At 71.1% G+C, this 21049-nt stretch carries 20 protein-coding genes; 13 read left to right on the top strand and 7 right to left on the bottom strand.

Translation table 11 applies throughout. The features are described 5' to 3' along the window. The first annotated feature begins 67 nt into the window (after positions 1-67). Entirely contained in the window at positions 68-1642 is a 1575-nt protein-coding gene (locus ACZ32T_RS22980; protein ID WP_467368687.1) for a phytoene desaturase family protein, read from the top strand. Positions 1643-1737: 95 nt separating this feature from the next. On the opposite strand, the gene ACZ32T_RS22975 is transcribed toward ACZ32T_RS22980, so the two are convergent. Beyond that, positions 1738-2382: an SIMPL domain-containing protein gene (locus tag ACZ32T_RS22975; RefSeq protein ID WP_467269123.1), complete on the bottom strand. Its 645-nt coding sequence runs from the start codon at positions 2380-2382 to the stop codon at positions 1738-1740. A 27-nt stretch (positions 2383-2409) separates the two neighbouring features. Continuing rightward, positions 2410-4272, bottom strand: a complete 1863-nt coding sequence (locus tag ACZ32T_RS22970) for a serine hydrolase domain-containing protein (RefSeq protein ID WP_467269125.1) — start codon at positions 4270-4272, stop codon at positions 2410-2412. A gap of 230 nt (positions 4273-4502) precedes the next feature. Here ACZ32T_RS22970 and ACZ32T_RS22965 point away from each other — a divergent pair, with 230 nt between their 5' ends. Both ACZ32T_RS22965 and ACZ32T_RS22960 read left to right on the top strand, forming a co-directional pair. After that, entirely contained in the window at positions 4503-6062 is a 1560-nt protein-coding gene (locus tag ACZ32T_RS22965) for a fatty acyl-CoA synthetase (protein WP_467269127.1), read from the top strand. 61 nt (positions 6063-6123) lie between these two features. Beyond that, positions 6124-6777 (top strand): DNA alkylation repair protein, encoded by a 654-nt coding sequence (locus tag ACZ32T_RS22960; protein WP_467269247.1) that lies wholly within the window; start codon positions 6124-6126, stop codon positions 6775-6777. Between the two features lie 87 nt (positions 6778-6864). Here ACZ32T_RS22960 and paaK read toward each other — a convergent pair whose 3' ends face one another. Both paaK and ACZ32T_RS22950 read right to left on the bottom strand, forming a co-directional pair. After that, positions 6865-8154: a phenylacetate--CoA ligase PaaK gene (paaK, locus tag ACZ32T_RS22955; protein WP_467269129.1), complete on the bottom strand. Its 1290-nt coding sequence runs from the start codon at positions 8152-8154 to the stop codon at positions 6865-6867. A 115-nt stretch (positions 8155-8269) separates the two neighbouring features. Beyond that, positions 8270-8737 carry a nuclear transport factor 2 family protein gene (locus tag ACZ32T_RS22950; protein WP_467269131.1) on the bottom strand — a complete coding sequence of 156 codons (468 nt, stop codon included), beginning with the start codon at positions 8735-8737 and terminating at the stop codon, positions 8270-8272. 147 nt (positions 8738-8884) lie between these two features. Here ACZ32T_RS22950 and ACZ32T_RS22945 point away from each other — a divergent pair, with 147 nt between their 5' ends. After that, positions 8885-9448 (top strand): TetR/AcrR family transcriptional regulator, encoded by a 564-nt coding sequence (locus ACZ32T_RS22945; RefSeq protein ID WP_467368685.1) that lies wholly within the window; start codon positions 8885-8887, stop codon positions 9446-9448. 56 nt (positions 9449-9504) lie between these two features. Then, a complete protein-coding gene (locus ACZ32T_RS22940; protein WP_467269135.1) occupies positions 9505-11025 on the top strand; it encodes an alpha/beta fold hydrolase in 1521 nt (506 codons plus the stop codon). 39 nt (positions 11026-11064) lie between these two features. Here the strand turns inward: ACZ32T_RS22940 and ACZ32T_RS22935 are convergent, their stop codons facing one another. After that, positions 11065-12702, bottom strand: coding sequence for an FAD-dependent oxidoreductase (locus ACZ32T_RS22935; RefSeq protein WP_467269137.1), 1638 nt, complete (start codon positions 12700-12702; stop codon positions 11065-11067). A 271-nt stretch (positions 12703-12973) separates the two neighbouring features. Here ACZ32T_RS22935 and ACZ32T_RS22930 point away from each other — a divergent pair, with 271 nt between their 5' ends. From ACZ32T_RS22930 to ACZ32T_RS22900, 7 genes are all read left to right on the top strand, one after another. Then, on the top strand, positions 12974-14092 hold the full coding sequence (locus tag ACZ32T_RS22930) for a TcmI family type II polyketide cyclase (protein WP_356706964.1): 1119 nt from the start codon (positions 12974-12976) through the stop codon (positions 14090-14092). 68 nt (positions 14093-14160) lie between these two features. After that, positions 14161-14595, top strand: coding sequence for a cupin domain-containing protein (locus ACZ32T_RS22925; protein ID WP_467269139.1), 435 nt, complete (start codon positions 14161-14163; stop codon positions 14593-14595). Beyond that, positions 14592-15860: a beta-ketoacyl-[acyl-carrier-protein] synthase family protein gene (locus ACZ32T_RS22920; protein ID WP_365931909.1), complete on the top strand. Its 1269-nt coding sequence runs from the start codon at positions 14592-14594 to the stop codon at positions 15858-15860. Before ACZ32T_RS22925 ends, ACZ32T_RS22920 begins: the two co-directional genes overlap by 4 nt. Continuing rightward, positions 15857-17116, top strand: a complete 1260-nt coding sequence (locus ACZ32T_RS22915) for a ketosynthase chain-length factor (protein WP_467368683.1) — start codon at positions 15857-15859, stop codon at positions 17114-17116. The genes ACZ32T_RS22920 and ACZ32T_RS22915 overlap by 4 nt, the downstream gene beginning before the upstream one ends. Positions 17117-17132: 16 nt before the next feature. Next, positions 17133-17390: an acyl carrier protein gene (locus ACZ32T_RS22910; RefSeq protein ID WP_104791180.1), complete on the top strand. Its 258-nt coding sequence runs from the start codon at positions 17133-17135 to the stop codon at positions 17388-17390. A 1-nt stretch (position 17391) separates the two neighbouring features. Further along, complete coding sequence (locus ACZ32T_RS22905) at positions 17392-17871, top strand: SRPBCC family protein (protein ID WP_467269143.1); 480 nt, start codon at positions 17392-17394, stop codon at positions 17869-17871. A 19-nt stretch (positions 17872-17890) separates the two neighbouring features. Next, entirely contained in the window at positions 17891-18223 is a 333-nt protein-coding gene (locus ACZ32T_RS22900) for a TcmI family type II polyketide cyclase (RefSeq protein WP_401620486.1), read from the top strand. Between the two features lie 69 nt (positions 18224-18292). Here the strand turns inward: ACZ32T_RS22900 and ACZ32T_RS22895 are convergent, their stop codons facing one another. Both ACZ32T_RS22895 and ACZ32T_RS22890 read right to left on the bottom strand, forming a co-directional pair. Further along, complete coding sequence (locus tag ACZ32T_RS22895) at positions 18293-19378, bottom strand: methyltransferase (protein ID WP_467368681.1); 1086 nt, start codon at positions 19376-19378, stop codon at positions 18293-18295. Positions 19379-19412: 34 nt separating this feature from the next. Further along, on the bottom strand, positions 19413-20516 hold the full coding sequence (locus tag ACZ32T_RS22890) for a right-handed parallel beta-helix repeat-containing protein (protein WP_467269147.1): 1104 nt from the start codon (positions 20514-20516) through the stop codon (positions 19413-19415). 120 nt (positions 20517-20636) lie between these two features. Here ACZ32T_RS22890 and ACZ32T_RS22885 point away from each other — a divergent pair, with 120 nt between their 5' ends. After that, positions 20637-21038, top strand: coding sequence for an ACT domain-containing protein (locus tag ACZ32T_RS22885; protein ID WP_467368679.1), 402 nt, complete (start codon positions 20637-20639; stop codon positions 21036-21038). Positions 21039-21049: the final 11 nt, after the last annotated feature.

The following is a 21049-nucleotide window of genomic DNA, read 5'->3' as shown; positions in this document are numbered from 1 at the left end:
GCCCGCCCACGCCCGCCACGAGCCGTCACCCCTGTCCGGAGGCGATCCGCCCGTGTTACGAAGGAGCATGAGCGCAGACGAGACATCCTCACCCGGCGCCCCCGCGCACCCCGCCTACGACGCGGTGATCGTCGGCGGCGGCCACAATGGCCTGGTCGCCGCCGCCTATCTCGCCCGCGCCGGGCAGTCCGTGCTCGTCCTGGAGCGTCTCGGCAGCACCGGGGGAGCGGCCGTGTCCACCCGCCCCTTCGAAGGGATCGACGCCCGGCTCTCCCGCTACTCCTATCTCGTCTCGCTCCTCCCGCAGAAGATCATCCGCGAGCTCGGCCTCGACTTCGCCGTGCGGAAGCGGACCGTCTCCTCGTACACCCCGGCCGTGCGCGGCGGCCGGCCCACCGGACTGCTCGTCGGCGGTGACGGCACCCGGGAGTCCTTCGCCGCGCTCACCGGCGACGGCCGGGAGCACGAGGCCTGGCACCGCTTCTACGGGATGACGGGCCGCCTCGCCGAGCGGGTGTTCCCCACGCTCACCGAGCCCCTGCCGGCCCGCGAGGCCCTGAGGGCGCGCGTGGACGACGCGGACGCCTGGCGCATGCTGTTCGAGGAGCCCATCGGCGTAGCCGTCGAGGAGAACTTCGCCGACGACCTCGTCCGCGGAGTCGTGCTCACCGACGCCCTGATCGGGACCTTCGCCGATGCCCACGACCCGTCCCTCGTCCAGAACCGCTGCTTCCTGTACCACGTGATCGGCAATTCCACGGGGGACTGGGACGTCCCGGTCGGCGGCATGGGCGCGCTCACGGACGCCCTGGCCGGTGCCGCCCGCGCGGCGGGAGCAGAGATCCGCGTGCTGCACGAGGCGACCCGTATCGAGACCGACGGCACCCGCGCCGAGGTCACCGTCCGCTCACCCGACGGGGAACACGTCGTCGGCGCCCGCCGGGTCCTGGTCAACGCGTCGCCGCAGGCCCTGGCCGAGCTCCTCGGCGAACAGCCGCCCGCCCCCGCCGAAGGTGCCCAGCTGAAGGTGAACATGCTCCTCACCCGGCTGCCGAGGCTGCGTGACCCCGCGGTCGACCCGCGCCGGGCGTTCGCCGGAACCTTCCACATCGCCGAAGGGTACGAGCAACTGGCCACCGCCTACCGGGAGGCGGCGGCCGGACGACTGCCCGGGAGTCCGCCCAGCGAGATCTACTGCCACTCGCTGACCGACCCCTCGATCCTCGGGCCCGACCTCGCGGCCCGTGGCTACCAGACCCTCACCCTGTTCGGCCTGCACACCCCCGCCCGGCTGTTCGCGGCGGACAACGAAACGACGCGCGAAGCCCTGGTCGGCGCCACTTTGGCCGAACTCGACGCCCATCTCGAGGAGCCCCTCACCGAGTGCCTGGCCCTCGACGCCGACGGCCGGCCGTGCATCGAGGCGAAGACACCCCTCGACCTGGAGCGCGACCTGAGACTTCCCGGCGGCCACATCTTCCACCAGGACCTCGCCTTCCCGTACGCCACCGGGGAGACGGGCCGCTGGGGCGTCGAGACCGCCCACGCCAACGTCCTGCTGTGCGGAGCGGGCGCGGTGCGCGGCGGCGGGGTCAGCGGGGTGCCCGGCCACAACGCCGCCATGGCGGCGCTGGGCCGGTGACAGAAACCCCCGCAGGGAATGAGGAAGCGCGGGCCTCCGGGGGAGGCCCGCGCTGGTTCTCGCGCCGGTGCGAATCCTTGCCCGCGCGGGTGTGTTCAGCCGCCGATGAGTGAGAGGCCGAGGACGACCCCTGCCGAGACGGTCACCTTGCCGGGTGACAGATCGCCTTCTCCGCCCCCGCTCTGGTGGCTGCTGTGGCTGCGGTAGTTCTGCACCTGTTCCGCGTCCACGTCCTTGATGTGGATGACGGGCCCGAGCCGCACTCCGGCCGCCTCCGCGTACAGGGCCGCCTTCTCCCGCGCCGCGGTCACGGCCGCCGTGCGCGCACGGGCGCGCAGTTCCCGTTTCGCGCGTACGTCGAACTCGACGCCCTTGACCTCGTTGGCCCCGGCGTCGACGACGTCGATGAGCACGGTCTCCAGGAGGTCCAGCTCACGCAGCTCGATCACGAAGGAGGCCGTGCACTCATAACCGAGGAACGTGCGCTCGTTGCCGTAGCTCCACTGCGACGACAGGTTCAGCCTCGACGTCGACACGGCTGCCTCCGGCACCTCGTGCCCGCGCAGGACCTCCCGGATCCGGTTCACCCCGCTCCGTGTGGCGGCGAACGCCTCGCCCGGCTGGTTCTCGGTCTGCGATATGGCGACCCGGAGGCGTGCCAGGTCGGGTGCGGCGTCGACGCTTGCCGCCCCGAACACCGACACGCCCCACGGGGTGTCTATGGACTGGGTTCCGTTCATGCCGGTCATCCAACCAGGCGGGCGGGCTCAGTCCGAGGAGACGGTCCATCCGTCCGCCTCGACGCGTCCGGCGTCGCCAGGCCGGTTCCCGTCGAAGAGCGCACGGCCGCGGTCCTCCACCCGGACGTCGTCCACGTAGACACCGCGCCCCACGTACAGCTGGTCGGTGACGTAGCGCCAGCGCAGCCGGACCTCGGTGCCCCGCCATTCTCCGAGGTCCGCCTCCAGCCGGTGCCAGACGCGTCCCGACCAGCCGGAGAGCGATCCGTCCGGATGGGACCGTGACTCCCCTGGCCGGTCTCCGCCCGTCGGTACGGTGGTGAAGGGGACGGGCCGCCACGTCGTACCGGAGTCCGAGGACGCCTCCAGGGCGAGCGCGTCGGAAGCCGGCTCGGTGTCCCACCACAACGCGCAGCTCAGCGACGGGCGTGGGGAGACCGGGCGCACAGTGGGCAGGGTGAGCGTCGCGGTGGCGGCGCTCGCCATACCGGAGAACCAGGCGGTACGGCCCCGGGCCGGCCGGACGGGCACCGCCCGTGCCATCCGGTTGGCCGCCGCCACCCGCGGAGCACTGCCGGAACGCCATGTGCGTACCGGGTGCACGGAGTTACCGAGAATGATCAGGAATGAGTCCGTCGTCGGATCCAGGACCAGACTCGTGCCGGTGAATCCGGTGTGGCCCGCCGTGCGCGGGGTGGCCATCGCGCCCATGTACCAGTGCTGGTAGAGCTCGAAGCCCAGGCCGTGCTCATCGCCGGGGAACGCGGTGTTGAAGTCGGTGAACAGCAGCTCCACGGACTCCTCGGACAGGATCCGGGAGGTGCCGTAACTTCCGCCGTTGAGCAGCGTGCGGGCCAGCACGGCCAGATCCCAGGCGCACGAGAAGACTCCCGCGTGGCCGGCGACCCCGCCCAGGCTGTACGCGTTCTCGTCGTGGACCTCGCCCCAGACCAGCCCGCGATCCAGCCCCGACCAGGGCAGCCGGGCGTCCTCGGTTGCCGCGATCTTCGGCTTCCAGGAGGCGGGCGGGTTGTAGCGGGTGCGGTGCATCCCGAGTGGAGCGGTGATCTCGTCGCGGAGCAGGGCATCCTGGGTGCGGCCGGTGATCTTCTCCAGGATCAGCTGCAGTGAGATGAGATTGAGGTCGGAGTAGAGGTACGCCGTGCCAGGAGCAGAGGCCGGAACCTCGTCCCAGAGCAGGCGCAGCTTCCCCTCACGGGTCGGCTCCTTGTAGAGCGGGATCCACGCCCGGAAGCCAGAGGTGTGCGTCAGCAGCTGACGGACCGTGATGTCCTGCTTGCCGCCGCCGGCGAAATCAGGGAGGTAGGACGCGGCGGTCGCCTCGAGCTCCAGCGCCCCTCGCTCGATCTGCTGCACGGCGAGGATCGAGGTGAACAGCTTGGACACCGACGCCAGGTCGAAGACCGTGTCCTCGGCCATCGCGATCTGCCGGTCGGGCGGGAACTCCACCCCGGTGTCCGTCTTCTCGTCGTACGCCGCATAGCGCACCGCGCGGCCGATCGGCCGGTGCAGGGCCACGGTGCCGCCCCGGCCCGCGAGCAGGACCGCACCCGCGTACCAGGGGTGTGCGGGGGAGCCGGCGAGGTACTTCTCCGCATCGGCGACGAGCAGGTCGAGCTGGTCCGGCAGCAGCCCGGCACGTGCGGCCGACCCTCGGCGCAGTGTCGGCCGGTCCCGTCCCGCTCCCATTGCCGCCCCGGTCTCCGATGCCCCGCCGCCCAGCGGCCCCGTGCTCCTCTCGGCACCGGCCGCCGCTCCCGCCGCCCCCGCGAAGGGGATCGGGGCGAGGGCGAAGGCCCCGCCCAGCGCCAGTATCCCGCCGCCCAGCCTCCGGCGGTCCATTCCCCGTCCCGACACGTCTCCGGCCATACGGAACCCCTTCCCCTCACGTCGAAAGCACCCGCGCGAAAGTAACTTTCGAAATCTCGTACGGTCATGAAACTTCCTGCCGAAGCAGAGATTACTGTCACCACCGCCGCCCGAGGGACCCCTCGCGCGACAAAGAATCTGATGAAGCGTCAGCCGATGGAGAGGGGCCCACGCCGACACGGACGTTCCGGGCTCTTGACCCTCGACGGCCGGCCACCCAGGATCACGCCATGACAGGTGTACGCAGCAGCACAGTGGACGGCGTCCTGACCCGCAGCGCACGGCGCGCCCCGGAACACACCGCCGTGCGGTACGCCGAGCGGTCCTGGACCTATGCGGCCCTCGACGAGGCGGTCAGCACAGCGGCCGCCGTGCTGATCACCGCGCACGGACTCCGCCCCGGTGACCGGGTGGCCTCCTACGCCCACAACTCGGACGTGTACCTGATCGCCTATCTGGCCTGCGCCCGTGCCGGGCTGGTCCATGTACCGGTCAATCAGAACCTCACCGGCGAGGACCTGGCATATGTCCTCCGCCAGTCCGGCAGCGCACTCGTCCTCGCCGACCCGGGACTGGCCCCGCGCGTCCCGGCGGGTCACGAGGTACGGCCGCTCCGCGACGCGGCGGACTCCCTCCTCGGCGAGCTGGACACCCCGCGCGCCTTCGCCCCCGTACACGAACCCGGCGCCGACGACCTGGTGCAGCTGCTCTACACCTCCGGCACGACCGCCCAGCCCAAGGGCGCGATGATGACGCACGGCGCACTGGTCCACGAGTACGTCAGCGCGGTCACCGCCCTGGACCTGCGCGCCACGGACCGGCCGGTGCACTCGCTGCCCCTGTACCACTCCGCGCAGATGCATGTGTTCCTGCTGCCGTACCTCGCGGTGGGCGCCGAGAACACCATCCTCGACGCCCCCGACGCCGGCCGGATCTTCGATCTGGTCGAAGCCGGTCAGGCGGACAGCCTCTTCGCGCCGCCGACCGTCTGGATCGGACTGGCCAACCACCCGGAGTTCGCCACCCGTGAGCTCGGAGCGCTCCGCAAGGCCTACTACGGTGCGTCGATCATGCCGGTGCCCGTCCTGGAACGTCTGCGCGAGCGACTGCCGGAGCTGGCGTTCTACAACTGCTTCGGGCAGAGCGAGATCGGCCCCCTCGCCACCGTCCTCGGACCCGACGAGCACGAAGGACGGATGGACTCCTGCGGGCGGCCTGTGCTCTTCGTCGAGGCGAAGGTGGTCGACCAGGACGGCAAGGAGGTGCCCGACGGCACGGCGGGCGAAGTGGTCTACCGCTCCCCCCAGCTGTGCCAGGGCTACTGGGACAAACCGGAGGAGAGCGCGGAGGCCTTCCGTGACGGCTGGTTCCACTCCGGTGACCTCGCCGTGCGCGATCCAGAGGGCTACTTCACGGTCGTCGACCGGGTGAAGGACGTCATCAACTCGGGAGGCGTGCTGGTGGCCTCCCGGCAGGTGGAGGACGCCCTCTACACCCACCCCGCGGTGGCCGAGGCCGCCGTGGTGGGGCTGCCCGACGCGCGGTGGATCGAGGCCGTCACCGCGGTCGTGGTGCTCCGGGGCGAGGCCTCGGAGGGAGAGCTGATCGAGCACACCCGCTCGGCGCTCGCCCACTTCAAGGCACCGAAGAGGGTCCTCTTCGTCGGTGAACTCCCACGCAACGCCAGCGGCAAGATCCTGAAGAGGGAGCTGCGGGACCGGTTCTCCGGTACGGACGCCGCAGCGGGTCCGCCTCCGGCGGGTGCGCCGGGGGGCCGGCTTCCCTCGTAGGCTGAAACCTGCAGCTGAGCGACGGGAGAGTGGCGTGGCCGGGACGACGGTGGCCGAGGTGATGGCCGAGCTGGCCGAGCTCGAGGACGCGAAGGTACGCGAGGTGAACGAGAGACACGGCGACGACCACGGCGTGAACCTCGGCAAACTGCGCGCACTCGCGAAGCGGCTGAAGACACACCAGGAACTCGCGTGCGGGCTCTGGGAGACGGATGACACCGCGGCGAAGCTGCTGGCGCTCCTGATCTGCCGCCCGAAGGCGTTCGGCCGCGACGAGCTGGATGCCATGGTGCGCCAGGCGCGCACTCCCAAGGTGCACGACTGGCTCGTGAACCATGTGGTGAAGAAGAACCCGCACGCCGAAGAGCTGCGTCAAGCCTGGTCCGCCGATCCGGACCCGGTGGTCGCCGGTGCCGGCTGGGCGCTGACCACCGAACGCGTGGCGAAGAAGCCCGAGGGCCTCGGCCTCGGCGGGCTGCTCGACGTCATCGAGGCGCGGATGCAAGGCGCCCCGCCCCGCCTGCAGTGGGCGATGAACCACTGCCTGGCCCAGATCGGGATCGAACACCCCGGCCACCGCGCCCGTGCGATGGACATCGGTGAGCGCCTGGAGGTGCTCAAGGACTATCCGACTTCCCCGGGCTGCACTTCTCCGTACGCGCCCGTCTGGATCACCGAGATGGTGAGCCGCCGGCAGGGCGGGTCCGCGGCCTGACCGGCGCCGGCGGCCCCTTCACACGGAGCCGCGGACAGAGCGACCTGCGCAACGGCCGCCCGTCCGCCGAGCCCGAGCCCGGCTCCCTCAGCGGACCTCCCTGAGATCGACGATCCGCCTTATCTTGCCGACGGACCGCTCCAGCGTCTCCGGGGCGACGATCTCCACCCCGACGCTCACGCCGACCCCGTCCTTCACGGCCGCCGCGATGGACCGGGCGGCCTCCTCGCGCTCGGCCGCAGAGGCGCCGGCCCGTGCCTCCGCCCGCACGGTCAGCGCGTCCATCCGCCCCTGGCGGGTCAGTCGCAACTGGAAGTGCGGAGCCACTCCCGGCGTCCGCAGCACGATCTCCTCGATCTGCGTGGGAAAGAGATTCACCCCGCGCAGGATCACCATGTCGTCGCTCCGGCCGGTGACCTTCTCCATCCGGCGGAAGACACGGGCCGTCCCCGGCAGCAGCCGCGTCAGGTCACGGGTGCGGTAGCGGATCACCGGCATGGCCTCCTTGGTGAGCGAGGTGAAGACCAGCTCACCCTCCTCCCCGTCCGGCAGGACCTCCCCGGTGAACGGGTCGACGACCTCCGGATAGAAGTGGTCCTCCCAGATGTGCAGCCCGTCCTTGGTCTCGACGCACTCCTGTGCCACCCCAGGACCCATCACCTCGGACAGCCCGTATATGTCGACGGCGTCGATGGCAAAGCGTTCCTCGATCTCGCCGCGCATCTGCTCGGTCCACGGCTCGGCGCCGAAGATGCCGACCTTCAGCGACGTCCCCCGGGGATCGACTCCCTGGCGCTCGAACTCGTCCAGCAGGGTCAGCATGTACGAGGGCGTGATCATGATGATCTCCGGCCGGAAGTCCTGGATCAGCTGCACCTGGCGCGCCGTCATGCCCCCGGACGCCGGGATGACCGTGCAGCCGAGGCGCTCCGCCCCGTAATGCGCTCCCAGGCCGCCGGTGAACAGGCCGTATCCGTAGGCCACATGCGCCTTGTGGCCCGGCCGCCCGCCCGCCGCCCTGATCGACCGGGCGACCACGTCCGCCCAGGTGTCCAGGTCGCTCTGGGTGTACCCGACCACCGTGGGCCGGCCGGTCGTGCCGCTGGAAGCGTGGATCCTCCGTACCCGGTCCTCGGGAACGGCGAACATCCCGAACGGGTAGTTGTCGCGAAGGTCGGCCTTGACGGTGAACGGGAAGCGGGGAAGATCGGCGAGCGTACGGCAGTCGTCGGGGCGCAGCCCCGCCTTGTCGAACGCCGCCCGGTAGAAGGCGACGTTCTCGTAGGCGTGCCGCAGCGTGGCCCGGAGCCGCTCCAACTGCAAGGACTCGAGCTCGTCGCGGCCGAGCCGCTCGCCGGCGTCAAGCAGCGCGGTCATACGGATCATCCCCTCGCCGACCGGCGACCGACCATTCGGTCGCCTCCTGGGAGCAGTAATTCAGGAGGCGGGGGGTTCTGGCAAGGGGTACGGACTGCCTGTGGACAACTCCTGGTCAGAAGCCCAGCCCGGTGAGCCCGGGGTGGTCGTCCGGCCGCCGTCCGGGCGCCCAGCGGAACCGGCGCCCGGTCTCCTCGATCGGGACGTCGTTGATCGACGCGTGGCGCACCCGCATGAGTCCGGCGCTGTCGAATTCCCAGTTCTCGTTGCCGAAGGACCGGTACCAGCGGCCTGTGTCGTCGTGCCACTCGTAGGCGAAGCGCACGGCGATCCGGCTGCCGTCGTGTGCCCACAGTTCCTTGACGAGGCGGTAGTCCAGCTCCCGGGCCCACTTGCGTGCCAGAAAGCCGATGATCTCCTGTCGCCCGGTCACCCACTCCGAGCGGTTGCGCCAGCGGGAGTCCGGTGTGTAGGCGAGCGCCACCCTCTCGGGGTCCCGGCTGTTCCAGGCGTCCTCGGCGCGGCGGACCTTTGCGACCGCGGACTCCCGCGTGAAAGGCGGAACGAGCGGCTGCGCGTTCATGCGACTCCTCCGAAAGCGGGAGAACGTGCGTTCTCCTCGTGGTGCCGTACTGTATGAGAACGCACGTTCTCCCGCAAGGCCGCCGACAGGGCGTACAGGCGCGGGGCGCGGACCGGGGCGCGCGACATGCCGACGAGGGGACTCACCGTGGAAGCAGCACAAGCTCGGTCCTCGGCACTGGAAACCGCCGAGGAGCTGTTCTACGCCAGGGGCGTCCAAGCGGTCTCCATGGACGAGATCCGAGCCGCCTCGGGCGTCTCGCTCAAGCGCCTCTACGCGCTCTTCCCCTCCAAGTCCGCGCTGGTCCGCGCCTGCCTCGAAGCCAGGGACACCCGGTGGCGCGCACAGCTCGCCGCGTATGTGGACAGCCGCCCGGGCACGCCGCGGGACCGGGTCCTCGCGGTCTTCGACTGGCTGCACGTGTGGTTCTGCGAGCCCGGCTTCCGCGGCTGCGCCTTCAACAACAGCTTCGGCGAGATCGGCGCGACGGACGCCGCCGTCGCAGGCATCGCACGCCTCCACAAGGAAGCCTTCCACGCCTACGTCACCGGCCTGGTCACGGCCGCGGGACAACCGGAGGAATCCGCCGTCGCCTGCGTACTGCTCGCCGAAGGGGCGATCGCCACCGCAGCCGTCTCCGGAACGCCCGAGCCCGCACACCAGGCCCGGAAGGCGGCCGCGCAGCTCCTGTCCGACGCCCCCGTTCCCTGATTCGCTCTGGGCGTACGCACCTGCAACGGGCTGCCCGCACTGCTTGGATGGCTGTCATGCCGATCTTCAGCACGTACGACGGAACCGGACTGGCCTACCACCTGGTGGGCGAGGGCGAACCGCTGATCTGCCTGCCGGGCGGCCCCATGCGGGCGGCCCGGTACTTCGGCGACCTCGGCGGCCTGTCCCGGGTACGGCAGCTGGTGCTGCTGGATCTGCGGGGCACCGGGGACTCCGCCGTCCCGGACGACCCGTCGACCTACCGGATCGACCGTCTCGTGGAGGACGTCGAGGCGCTCCGCGCGCACCTCGGCCTCGAACAGGCTGATCTGCTGGGACACTCCGCCTCCGGCGAACTCGCCGCGCTTTACGCCGCGACATACCCCGGGCGACTGCGCTCCCTCACGCTCGTCACGCCCGGGACGGGCACCCTGGGCCTTCCCGCCACCGACCAGGACCGGCGCGACGCCGCAGCGCTGCGCGCCCACGAACCTTGGTACGCCGAGGCCAGGGCGGCGCTGGACGAGATCCAGGCCGGACGCGCCACACCCGGGGCCTGGGCGGGGATCAGGCCGTTCATGTACGGCCGCTGGGACGCCGCCGCCCAGGCCCACGCCGCCGGATCCCCCGCGCAGCGCAACGCGTCGGCCGGGTCGCTCTACTACCCCGAGGACGGCCTCGACACCGGTGCCGCGGTCGCCGCACTCCGCGAGCTGCCCGTGCCCGTGCTCGTCCTCGCGGGGGAGTACGACGGCGGCCCCACCCCCGACCGCGCGGCGGAACTCGCGGCGCTCTTCCCCCACTCGGAGTTCGTCGTCCAGCGGGGCGCCGCCCACTTTCCGTGGATGGACGACTCCGGCGCCTTCGTCCGCACCGTCACAGCCTTCCTCGACCCCGAGGTCAACACTGTGCAGGCGGGCGGTATCCGGCTCGCGTACCGCACCTGGGGCGACCCCTCGGCTCCGCCCGTCGTCCTCGCCCACGGGCGGGGCGGGAGCAGCCTGGACTGGACGGGCATCGCCGGACATCTCGCGGCCCGCCACCGGGTGTACGCACTCGACTTCCGCGGCCACGGCCTCAGTGACTGGCCGGGCCGCTACTCCTTCGAGCTCTTCCGTGACGACCTGCACGCCTTCCTGGAGGCCCGTAATCTCTCCGGCGCCACGGTCATCGGGCACTCCATGGGCGGAGCGGCAGCCCTGCTGCTGGCCGAGCGGCACCCGGAACTGGTCGGTGCCCTGGTCATGGAGGAGGCCCCACCCCTGCTCCCGCTCGACCCGCCCCGCGGGCCGGCCGAACGGCCGCCGGGCGAGCTCGGCTTCGACTGGCAGGTCGTTCCGTCCATCGACGCACAGCTCAACGACCCGGACCCGGCCGCACGGGAGCGTCTGGGCGAGATAACAGCGCCGGTACTCGTCGTCGGTGGGTCCCGCAGCCACGTCGACCAGGGACAACTGGCCTGGATGGCGGAGCAGACACCCGGAGGACGGTTCGCCTCCGTCGACGCCGGCCACCTGGTGCACGCCGACAACCCGGAGGCGTTCCTCGCGGCGCTCAAGTCCTTCGGCCTCGGCTGACGGGCCCCACAGGGCCCGCCGGCCGCACCTTCCGCCGCGTCAGCCGCGGTGGAGCAGAGTCACCATGACCTCGTACAGCGTCGCCTCCGGGTCCGCCGCCGTGCCGTGCGATCGCCAGGCCACGAACCCGTCGGGCCGCACCAGGACGGCGCCTTCGGCGGACGTCCCATGGGCGGCGGCCCAGTCGGCCCCCTCCTCGTGCCGCAGGTCGGCGTCCGGGGCGGAGCCGATCCCGAAGGCCTCCAGCGGGACCGACAGGCGCTTGGACACCTGCTCCGCCGCCGCACGCCAGTCCGGATACCGGGCATCGCACAGCAGCACGAACGACTTCTCGTAGAGATCCAGCGTCGACACACGCCCGCCGTCCCGCCGCAGCCACATGTGCGGGGCCCTGGTTCCGGGTTCACCCGTCAGGCCCATACCTTCGGGTACCACCGGAAGGGCGGGGTCGACGTCCAGGACGGCGCCGCGCACATAGCGGTAGCCGAGCGCGACCGTGAGCATGCCGCCCTTGCGGCCGCCGCCACCCGGGCCGGGTGATCCGGCGTACCCCGGGTGGCTGTGCTCGCCCGAACGGGCCGACGCACGCGCACTCGTGGCCTTCGCCACGGGCAGCCGCTCCGCCTCGTACGTCTGGAGAAGCCCCGGCCCCGCCGCCTCGTCGAGCACGGCAGCCAGCTTCCACGCCAGGTTGTGCGCGTCCTGGATACCGGTGTTGGAGCCGAACGCCCCGGTGGGGGACATCTCGTGCGCCGAGTCCCCGGCCAGGAAGACCCGGCCGGAACCGTACCGCTCGGCGACCCGCTCGGCGGCGTGCCACGGCGCCTTGCCGGTGATCTCGACGTCCAGGTCCGGCGCGCCGACCGCCCTGCGGATGTGCTCCGCGCACCGTTCGTCGGTGAAGTCCTCCAGCGTCTCGCCCCGGTCGGGCTGCCACGGCGCGTGGAACACCCACTGCTCCTGGTTGTCCACGGGCAGCAGGGCCCCGTCCGCGTCCGGAGTGGTCAGGTAGCAGACGATGAAGCGCCGGTCGCCCACCACGGAGGCGAGCCGCCGCGAGCGGAACGTGATGCTCACGTTGTGGAAGAGGTCTCCGGGTCCCGTCCGGCCGATGCCCAGCTGCTCCCGGACCGGACTGCGGGGCCCGTCGGCCGCGACCAGATAGTCGGCGCGCACCGTGGTGTGCTCCCCGGTCTCCCGGTCCTTGACCACGGCGGTGACCCCGTCGACATCCTGCTCGAAGCTGAGCAGCTCGGTGGAGAACCGCAGCTCGCTGCCCTGCGCCCGGGCATGCGAGACCAGGACGGGTTCCAGGTCGTTCTGGCTGCACAGGCACCAGCCGCTCGGGCTGAACCTCGCGATCCCGCCGCCCGGGTCGATCTCCTTGAACAGCCATTCCTGGTCGTCGCCGGTGAGCGACCCGGCCTGAAGGATTCCGTGATTGTCCGCCAGCACGGACGCGGCGTCCCGGATCAGCTGCTCCGCCCCCGCGGTCCGGAACACCTCCATCGTCCGGACGTTGTTCCCCCGCCCCCGCGGGTGGGTCGAGGTGCTGCTGTGTTTCTCCACCAGCAGGTGGCGGACGCCGAGCCGGCTCAGGAAGAGGGAGGCGGACAGGCCCACCAGGGAGCCACCCACGATGAGGACCGGTACGCGGAGGTCGACGTTCTCGTTCATCAGTTGCTCCAGCTCGGACGCATGACGGATGCAGTGTCCATGCCCTCGCGGGAGGCCTCCGGCCGGGCTTCGGCCGGCGCCTCACCTGAACGGTTCATAAATCTCGCGCCGCTCGTACCAGCGTTCCACGATCAGTCGCGGGAGCGATGCTCGCGATGCGGGGACGGACTTCATGCCGGCGGGCAGGGACCTGCGCCGCTTCCACCGAAACCGACGGATGACGAGAGGCCACGGGACGTGGCCCCCGCACCGTCTCGAAGGAGAGCGAAAGATGACAACCCTCTCGGAACGGATATCTCAGTCCGCCTTCGACGGTTCGAGGCTCCGGGTCATACTGCTGCTGGACCTGCACGACGGCGCCCAGAACCAGTTCCTCGAGGCGTACGAGCACATGCGCAACCAGGTGGCCTCGATCCCCGGACACATCAGCGACCAGCTGTGCCAGTCCATCGAGAACCCCTCGCAGTGGCTCATCACCAGTGAGTGGGAGAGCGCGCCGCCCTTCCTCGCCTGGGTGAACAGCGAGGAGCACGTGGCGACCGTCCAGCCGCTGCACAGCTGCGTACGCGACACACGCTCCCTGCGCTTCAGCGTGCTCCGGGAGACCGGGGCGGCGTTCGAGGGCACCCCCGAGTCCGCCAAGGGCCGCCTCCAGGCCGCGCCGCGGCTGGGCGACGGCGTCGTACGCCACGCGCTCACCTTCACCGTGAAGCCCGGCACGGAGGAGATGGTCGCGAAGATCCTCGCCGACTACGACTCCCCGCAGTCCCGCGTCGACGAGAACACCCGGCTGCGCCGCACCTCGCTCTTCATGCACGGAAACCGCGTCGTGCGAGCGGTCGAGGTCGAGGGTGACCTGATGGCGGCACTGCGCCACGTCTCCCGCCAGCCCGAGGTCAGGGCCGTCGAGGAGGCCATCAACCCGTATCTGGAGCAGGACCGCGACCTCAGCGACCCCGACTCCGCCCGGATGTTCTTCACCAGGGCCGCGCTCCCCACCGTCCACCACGTGACAGCGGGCCGGCACGCCCCCGAGGGCGTCCAGCGCCACTCGCTGTTCTACCAGGCCAAGGAGGGCTGCGGCATGGCACTGGCCCGGCTGCTCGCCGGCCAGGACGAGGAAGCGGCGAACGACGCGTCGAGCCCCATCGAGAGCAGCACCATCTTCCAGCGCGACGACATCGTGGTGCGGCTCCTCGAGGTGAGCGGCCCGCTCGACGCCCAGCCCTCACAGGCACTCGGCATCGGCGGCCACCGCAAGGCGGCCATGCTCGGCCGGCTGCTCGACGGCGGTGCGAACGGCATGCCGACGACCGACCAGGAGGCCGCGCGCTTCCTCGCGCAGGCCGAGATGGACCTGATCACCGACCGTCGGGCCGCGGAGTCCTGACGCGTCACCGGCAGCGGGGCCACCCCCGCCGCCGTCACACCGCACAACGTGCCTGGAGGAGAACAGCCATGACCACCCACCGGCCTCGCATCGTGGACCTCAGCGAGACTCAGCCCAACCGCAGGCGCGGAGGCGACCTGCGCGCCATGCTCACGCCCACGGCGGTGGGCGCCACCAGCGGCTTCATGGGGCTGGCCATCGTCGCCCCGGGAGACCGGATCGGCGAGCACTACCACCCGTACTCCGAGGAATTCGTGTACGTCGTGGACGGGCTCCTCGAAGTGGACCTGGACGGCGAATCGCACCCGATGCGGCCCGACCAGGGCCTGCTGATCCCGCCGCACGTCCGTCACCGCTTCCGCAACGTGGGCGACGTGGAGGCCCGCATGGTCTTCCACCTCGGCCCGCTCGCGCCGCGGCCCGAACTCGGGCACGTGGACACCGAGGTCACGGAGACCGCTGAGCGCGGAGCGCCGCCAGAACGAACGGGGGCGGCCTCATGACCCGGCGCGTGGCCGTCACCGGGGTCGGCGTCGTCGCACCCGGTGGCATCGGAGCCCCGGCTTTCTGGGACCTGCTCGCCAACGGCCGTACCGCGACACGCGGGATCACGCTGTTCGACCCCGCGGAGTTCCGGTCGCGTATCGCCGCCGAGTGCGACTTCGATCCCGTCGCCCACGGCCTGGACGCGGACCTGATCGCCCGCTCGGACCGGTACATCCAGTTCGCCCTGGTGGCGGCCAGGGAAGCGCTGGGCGACGCCGGACTCGACCTCGAGAAGGAGGACCCCTGGCGCGTCGGGGTCTCCCTCGGGACCGCGGTCGGCGGCACCACGCGCCTGGAGCACGACTACGTCGCGGTCAGCGGCAGCGGTGCGCGCTGGGACGTCGACCACCGGCCGGCGGGTGCCCACCTGGAGCGCGCGTTCGCGCCCAGTACGCTCGCCTCCGCGGTCGCGGAGGAGGTCGGCGCGCACGGGCCCGTGCAGACGGTCTCGACCGGCTGCACCTCCGGTCTCGACGCGATCGGGTACGCCTTCCACTCCGTCGAGGAAGGACGCGTGGACGTCTGTGTCGCCGGAGCCTCGGACACACCGATCACCCCCATCACGGTGGCGTGCTTCGACGCGATCAAGGCGACCTCGGCGAACAACGACGACCCGGAGCACGCCTCCAGGCCGTTCGACGCCCGCAGGGACGGCTTCGTCATGGGCGAGGGCGGCGCCGTCCTCATCCTCGAGGAACTGGAGCACGCCCGCGCCCGCGGCGCGACCGTCTACTGCGAGATATCGGGCTACGCCACCTTCGGCAACGCCTACCACATGACCGGGCTGACCACCGAGGGACTGGAGATGGCCGAGGCCATCAACACCGCCCTCGCACACGCCCGGCTCGACGGATCGCAGGTCGACTACGTCAACGCGCACGGTTCGGGCACCAAGCAGAACGACCGGCACGAGACGGCGGCGGTGAAACGGGCCCTGGGCGCGCACGCGTACAAGGTTCCGATGAGCTCCATCAAGTCCATGGTCGGCCACTCCCTCGGCGCCATCGGCGCGATCGAGATCGCCGCCTGCGTCCTGGCCCTGAAGCACCAGACGGTGCCGCCGACGGCCAACTACGAGACCGCGGACCCCGAGTGCGATCTCGACTACGTACCCCGCACCGCTCGGCCCCTCAAGCTGCGCAGCGTGCTCTCGGTCGGCAGCGGCTTCGGCGGATTCCAGTCCGCCGTCGCCATGACCAGAACAGGCGGGAGGACCCCATGAACGCCCCGGCAACCCCGGTACGCCGCAGTTCCGTCATCACGGGGATCGGTGTCGTCGCCCCCAACGGGACCGGCGCCGGTGCCTTCTGGAAGCAGACCCAGGAAGGGGTCAGCGTCCTCGACACGGTGTCCCGCGAGGGCTGCGAGAACCTCCCGCTGCGCGTCGCGGGCGAGGTCAGGGACTTCGACCCGGTCGCCTTCATCGAGGAGCGCTTCCTCGTCCAGACCGACCGCTTCACGCACTACGCGATGGCCGCCGCCGATCTCGCGCTGGACGACGCGCGGCTCGGACGCGCGGACTACGAGGGCGCGCCGTTCAAGGTGGGCGTGGTCACCGCCGCCGGCTCCGGCGGAGGCGAGTTCGGCCAGCGCGAGCTGCAACGGCTGTGGGGCGAGGGCTCCCGTTTCGTCGGCCCGTACCAGTCCATCGCCTGGTTCTACGCGGCCAGCACCGGCCAGATCTCGATCCGCGGCGGTTTCAAGGGGCCGTGCGCCGTCGTCGCCAGCGACGAGGCCGGCGGCCTCGACGCGCTGATGCACGCCGCGCGGTCCATCCGGCGGGGAACGGACGCGGTCGTGGTCGGCGCGGCCGAGGCACCCCTCGCGCCGTACTCGGTGGTCTGCCAGCTCGGCTACGAGGACCTCAGCCTCTGCGACGACCCTGCCCGGGCCTATCGGCCGTTCACCGCGGACGCCTGTGGATTCGTGCCCGCCGAGGGCGGCGCCATGCTGGTCGTCGAGGAGGAGACGACGGCCCGCGAACGCGGTGCGACCGTCCGGGCCGAACTGGCCGGCCACGCCGCGACCTTCACCGGCGCGGCCCGCTGGGAGGAGTCCCGCCCGGGACTGGCCCGGGCGATCGAAGGCGCGCTCCGCGAGGCGGACTGCGCGCCCGAGGAGATCGACGTCGTGTTCGCCGACGCCCTCGGCGTGCCCGCGGCTGACCGGGCCGAGGCCCTCGCCATCGCCGATGCCCTGGGCGCGCACGGACGGCGCGTCCCGGTGACCGCGCCCAAGACCGGCACCGGCCGTGCCTACTGCGGCGCACCCGTGCTCGACACCTCCGCCGCGGTGCTCGCCATGGAACACGGCATGCTCCCGCCGACGCCCAACGTCTTCGACGTGTGCCACGACCTGAACCTGGTCACCGGGCGCGCGCGTCCCGCCGAACTGCGCACCGCGCTCGTCCTGAGCCGCGGGCTGATGGGCTCGAACTCGGCCCTGGTGCTGCGCCGCCCCACCGACAACCCGCTCTGAGAAGGAGTAGCCCCTCATGACCGCTCAGCTGACGTACGAAGAACTGGCCGCGCTGATGAAGAGCGGCGCCGGCCTGACGGTCGACCCGTCGGAGATGGCGAGCCGCCCCGGCTCCGCCTTCGACGCGTACGGCCTGGACTCGCTCGGCCTGCTCGGCATCGTGGCCGCGCTGGAGAACCGGTACGGCCACCCGCTGCCGGTCGACGCCGACCGGTGCAAGACGCCCGGCGAGTTCCTCGACCTCGTGAACAACACTCTCGTGACAGGAGCCTGACATGACTGGACGCACCGAGAACGAGATCACCATCGCCGCCCCCCTGGACCTCGTCTGGGACATGACGAACGATCTCGAGAACTGGCCCCAGCTGTTCAGCGAGTACGCGTCCGTCGAGGTGATGAAGCGGGAGGGCCAGAAGACGACCTTCCGCCTCACCATGCACCCCGACGACAACGGCAAGGTCTGGAGCTGGGTCTCCGAGCGCACCACGGACCGCCAGGGACGCAACGTACGCGCCCGGCGCGTGGAGACCGGACCGTTCCAGCACATGGACATCCGGTGGGAGTACTCGGAGGTCCCGGGCGGTACGCGCATGCACTGGCGCCAGGACTTCGCGATGCGCCCCGACGCACCGGTCGACGACGCGTGGATGACCGACAACATCAACCGCAACTCGCGCGTCCAGATGGAGCTCATCCGAGACAAGATCGAGCAGCGCGACCGGGAGCGCCGCTCCGCCTCGGTCCCCGCCAACTGATGCCCCGAAAGGCAGCCGGATGCACCACGCACTGATCGTCGCCCGGATGGCGCCCGAGTCCGCGCCGGACATCGCGAAGCTGTTCGCGGCCTCGGACAACACCGACCTGCCGCACCTCGTCGGCGTCAACAGGCGCACCCTGTTCCAGTTCGGCGACGTGTATCTCCACCTGATCGAATCCGAACGGCCCCCCGGCCCGGAGATCGCCAAGGTGACGGAGCACCCGGAGTTCAAGGCCATCAGCGACCGGCTGACCGCCTTCGTGAGCCCCTACGACCCGGAGACCTGGCGCGGTCCGAAGGACGCGATGGCGCAGCAGTTCTACCGGTGGCAGAGCGACGGCTCGGCCTGACAGACGGAAGACCGCCCCGGGTCCGGCACTCAGGTGCCGGACCCGGGGCGGTCTCCGCGTGTGCCCGCGCTACGGCACGACGCACTCGAAGGCGTGCAGGTACGCGTTGACCGGGTGGATCTCGCCGACCCGCAGGCCGGCGTCGGACATCCGCCCGACCAGACTCTCCCGGGTGTGCTTGGCACCCCCGACGTTCAGCAGGAGCAGCAGGTCCATGGCGGTGGTGAACCTCATCGACGGGGTGTCGTCCACGAGGTTCTCGATGATCACCACACGGGCGCCGGAGCGGGCCGCGGCGACCACGTTGCGCAGGGTCCTGCGGGTGCTCTCGTCGTCCCATTCGAGGATGTTCTTGATGATGTAGAGGTCCACCTCGAACGGGATGTCCTCACGGCAGTCGCCGGGCACGATCCGTACGCGGTCCGCGAGGCGGCCGCCGTCCCGCAGCCTGGCGTCCGCACGGGCCACTACACCCGGCAGATCGAGGAGCGTTCCCTGGACCGAGGGGTGCTTCTCCAGCAGACTCGCGAGCACATGTCCCTGGCCGCCGCCGATGTCGGCGACCGAGGAGACCCCGGTGAGGTCCAGGAGGTCGGCGACGTCCTGCGCCGACTGCACGCTCGAAGTCGTCATCGCCCGGTTGAACACCTGGGCGGACTCGCCCGCGTCCTGGTGGAGATATTCGAAGAAACCCTTGCCGAACGTCTCGGGGAAGACGCTCGAGCCGGAGCGCACCGCGTCGTCGAGCCGCGGCCAGACCTCCCAGGTCCAGGGCTCGGTGCACCACAGGGAGATGTAGCGCAGGCTGTTCGGGTCGTCCTCGCGCAGCAGCCGGGACATCTCGGTGTGGACGAACTTCCCCTCCGCCGTCTCCTCGAAGATCCCGTAGCAGCACAGAGCGCGCAGCAGCCGGCTCAGCGGTACGGGCTCGGCGTCCACGACCAGGGCGAGCTCGGCCGCCGATGCCGGTGCCTCGCCCAGCGCGTCGGCCACACGCAGCCTCGCCGCCGCGCGCACGGCCGCGGCGCAGGCGGCCCCGAACGCGAGCTCCCGGAGCCGCATGGACGCCGGCGGGTTCTGGGCGGCGGAGACCGGGGGTGCGGGGAGAGGCGCCGCGACGGGGGTGGTGTCGGGGGTGGGACTCACGGTGGTCATACCGTCTCGTTTCTCCTCGTACGGCGGTGGGCCGTCATCCGGCACACATCCCGGCCGGGACGGACGTCCCGCAGGTGTTGCTGACGAAGGTGTTGCCGGTACCCGAGGTGTCGCGGTTGGCGAGGTCGGCCGGCTTGTTGCCCTGCACGAGGTTGCGGCTGATGGTGTTGTCGGTGTTGAGCGCACCCACGAAGCTCTTGAACAGCAGGATGCCGCCGGAGAGCGGGGTCGAGCCGACGTTGTCACGGATGACGTTGGAACGGACCACCGTGGCCTCGCTGCCGGTGAGGACGATGCCGGACCCCTGGATCGCGGACAGACGCGAGGTGGCCGGACAGAACTTGTTGTTCTCGACGATCCGGTTGCCGCTGATGGTCATCGCCCCCGCCGCGGGCTTGGACTCGTCGCCCACGACGAAGACCCCGCTGCAGTTGCCTGTCAGGGTGTTGCCGTCGATGACGAGATTCCTCACCCGGCGGGCGGTGACGCCGATGCGGTTGCCGCTGACGGAGTTGTCCACGACCAGGGTCCCGCCGGTGTCGGTCGCCCCGCCTTCCTCGCTGACCGAGTTGGCGACGAAGATGCCCGCGTCGCCGTTGCCGGTGGCGGTGTTGTGCCGGAAATCACCGCGGGTGGAGCGCTCCTGGGCGATGCCCCAGGTGCCGTTCTTGCCGGCTGCCACCTTGCGGACGGAGAGCCCGTCGGTCCAGGACGCCCAGATGCCGCTCTTGTCGAAGCCGGAGACCGTCAGTGAACGGATGCGGACATCGTCGACCGTGCGGCTCTTCGTCCCGATGACGCAGATCCCGTTCCCGCCCGTGGCACACGCGTTGGCCGCCTTGGCCTTCTCGGCGGTCTTGGCTCCCTTCGCGGCCGGCGGGGCGATCACCGTCCGCTCACCGGTGCCCCGCAGGGTCAGGCCGGGCTTGGTGATCAGGACGCTCTCACGGTAGGTGCCGGCCAGGACGACGACGGTGTCCCCGGGCCGCGCCGCGTCCACCGCGCTCTGGATCGATTCGCCCGGGTGCACCACGAGGTCACTGTGCCCGGACGCGGCGGAGGGCACGGCCGCGAGCCCCAGGGCGGTAGCCGTGGAGACGGTGATACCCGCCAGGCATTTCATGTGTCTTCTGCTCATGAGCCGAAGCTATGGGCGATCAACCGCCGGTGCCACGCAAGGTGAGCGTATGGATACATGGCGTGCCTGAATGGCTTACTGCGTCCGCGCGCCCCGCCTTCGCGGCCGTACCGTGGCCCCATGACGGGCGAGCGCGATCTTCGGACACTGCTGCGGGGGATGCGGCCGGAGCTCAGGCCCGGCCGCTACGTCTACGCGACCCTTCCCGGTGGCGCGACGCCCCCCGGTGTCACCCCGGTGGTCACCGTCTCCGAGCAGGAAGGGCTGACGCTCGTCGTCCCCCAGGCACAGGCCGAGGAGTCAGGGCTCGCATACCGCTTCGTCGCCGCGTGGATCACTCTTCGTGTGCATTCCGCACTGGACGCAGTCGGGCTGACCGCCGCGGTCTCCCTGGCCCTCACCGACGAGGGGATCAGCTGCAACGTCGTCGCCGGATTCCACCACGACCACCTGTTCGTGCCGTACGCCCGTGCGGCCGACGCCGTCCGGGCGCTCGAAGCACTGGCCGCGGAGTCCGCGTAGGAGTGCCCGGC

The organism is Streptomyces sp. NPDC023573 (assembly GCF_055559735.1).
The sequence above is the reverse complement of the archived record's forward strand: the minus strand, read 5'-3'. Positions and strand labels throughout refer to the sequence as shown.

Bases quoted from the DNA above. Each gene is read 5' to 3' on its own strand.
- ACZ32T_RS22980 (WP_467368687.1), top strand. From the start codon at position 68: ATGAGCGCAGACGAGACATCCTCACCCGGCGCCCCCGCGCACCCCGCC.
- ACZ32T_RS22975 (WP_467269123.1), bottom strand. From the start codon at position 2,382: ATGAACGGAACCCAGTCCATAGACACCCCGTGGGGCGTGTCGGTGTTC.
- ACZ32T_RS22970 (WP_467269125.1), bottom strand. From the start codon at position 4,272: ATGGCCGGAGACGTGTCGGGACGGGGAATGGACCGCCGGAGGCTGGGC.
- ACZ32T_RS22965 (WP_467269127.1), top strand. From the start codon at position 4,503: ATGACAGGTGTACGCAGCAGCACAGTGGACGGCGTCCTGACCCGCAGC.
- ACZ32T_RS22960 (WP_467269247.1), top strand. From the start codon at position 6,124: ATGGCCGAGCTGGCCGAGCTCGAGGACGCGAAGGTACGCGAGGTGAAC.
- paaK (WP_467269129.1), bottom strand. From the start codon at position 8,154: ATGACCGCGCTGCTTGACGCCGGCGAGCGGCTCGGCCGCGACGAGCTC.
- ACZ32T_RS22950 (WP_467269131.1), bottom strand. From the start codon at position 8,737: ATGAACGCGCAGCCGCTCGTTCCGCCTTTCACGCGGGAGTCCGCGGTC.
- ACZ32T_RS22940 (WP_467269135.1), top strand. From the start codon at position 9,505: ATGCCGATCTTCAGCACGTACGACGGAACCGGACTGGCCTACCACCTG.
- ACZ32T_RS22935 (WP_467269137.1), bottom strand. From the start codon at position 12,702: ATGAACGAGAACGTCGACCTCCGCGTACCGGTCCTCATCGTGGGTGGC.
- ACZ32T_RS22930 (WP_356706964.1), top strand. From the start codon at position 12,974: ATGACAACCCTCTCGGAACGGATATCTCAGTCCGCCTTCGACGGTTCG.
- ACZ32T_RS22925 (WP_467269139.1), top strand. From the start codon at position 14,161: ATGACCACCCACCGGCCTCGCATCGTGGACCTCAGCGAGACTCAGCCC.
- ACZ32T_RS22920 (WP_365931909.1), top strand. From the start codon at position 14,592: ATGACCCGGCGCGTGGCCGTCACCGGGGTCGGCGTCGTCGCACCCGGT.
- ACZ32T_RS22915 (WP_467368683.1), top strand. From the start codon at position 15,857: ATGAACGCCCCGGCAACCCCGGTACGCCGCAGTTCCGTCATCACGGGG.
- ACZ32T_RS22910 (WP_104791180.1), top strand. From the start codon at position 17,133: ATGACCGCTCAGCTGACGTACGAAGAACTGGCCGCGCTGATGAAGAGC.
- ACZ32T_RS22905 (WP_467269143.1), top strand. From the start codon at position 17,392: ATGACTGGACGCACCGAGAACGAGATCACCATCGCCGCCCCCCTGGAC.
- ACZ32T_RS22900 (WP_401620486.1), top strand. From the start codon at position 17,891: ATGCACCACGCACTGATCGTCGCCCGGATGGCGCCCGAGTCCGCGCCG.
- ACZ32T_RS22895 (WP_467368681.1), bottom strand. From the start codon at position 19,378: ATGACCACCGTGAGTCCCACCCCCGACACCACCCCCGTCGCGGCGCCT.
- ACZ32T_RS22890 (WP_467269147.1), bottom strand. From the start codon at position 20,516: ATGAGCAGAAGACACATGAAATGCCTGGCGGGTATCACCGTCTCCACG.
- ACZ32T_RS22885 (WP_467368679.1), top strand. From the start codon at position 20,637: ATGACGGGCGAGCGCGATCTTCGGACACTGCTGCGGGGGATGCGGCCG.